The sequence below is a fragment of the Yersinia sp. 1252 StPb PI genome (genome assembly GCF_048593885.1).
GTDB lineage: Bacteria > Pseudomonadota > Gammaproteobacteria > Enterobacterales > Enterobacteriaceae > Yersinia > Yersinia enterocolitica_E.
The window spans coordinates 1-496 of the sequence record NZ_JAZGQE010000479.1; the positions used below are offsets into that span (position 1 = coordinate 1).

The following is a 496-nucleotide window of genomic DNA, read 5'->3' on the forward strand; positions in this document are numbered from 1 at the left end:
GTATAACGTCGTCATCAATTTAATTTATTGATGCTCAGGGTTGAAATGCAGTGGCATAAAATAATAATTAGTGAACAGATAATCAGTGATTTTTTATAAGGGAATTTTATGAAATCAGTAGCAATAGTGATATTGATGGTCAGTACATTTTTAGGAGGATGCGCGACAAAAGATAAAACCGAATCAGAAAAGAAAACGGCTACCATTATTAAGAACAATACAAGCAATCAGTGTGTAAACGATTTTTCAGTTCTGAAAAAATTGAACACTGATGAGTTTGGCGTTTTTAGAGGACAGTTTGAGCAGATTAATCACATGTATGCTTTCCTGGATCAGAATAGAAATATTCTTGATGATGACCCAAAACAACTTATTTCTCTGGAGTTGAATTCTAAACTAAAAATGGTGTGTGCCAGAGTTAGGCATACTACTTTTAACGAGGTTCAAAGAAAAGTAAATGTAATCGCTAAGTTATAATTGTGATTAAAATAGTAAT

The 496-nt window shown here is 32.1% G+C and carries 1 protein-coding gene; it reads left to right on the top strand.

What is annotated here, in order from left to right:
* Positions 1 to 108: 108 nt before the first annotated feature.
* Positions 109 to 477 (top strand): hypothetical protein, encoded by a 369-nt coding sequence (locus V2A85_RS24415; RefSeq protein WP_420072651.1) that lies wholly within the window; start codon positions 109 to 111, stop codon positions 475 to 477.
* Positions 478 to 496: the final 19 nt, after the last annotated feature.

Excerpts from the sequence above, each read along its gene's own strand:
- V2A85_RS24415 (WP_420072651.1), top strand. The coding sequence starts at position 109 with ATGAAATCAGTAGCAATAGTGATATTGATGGTCAGTACATTTTTAGGA.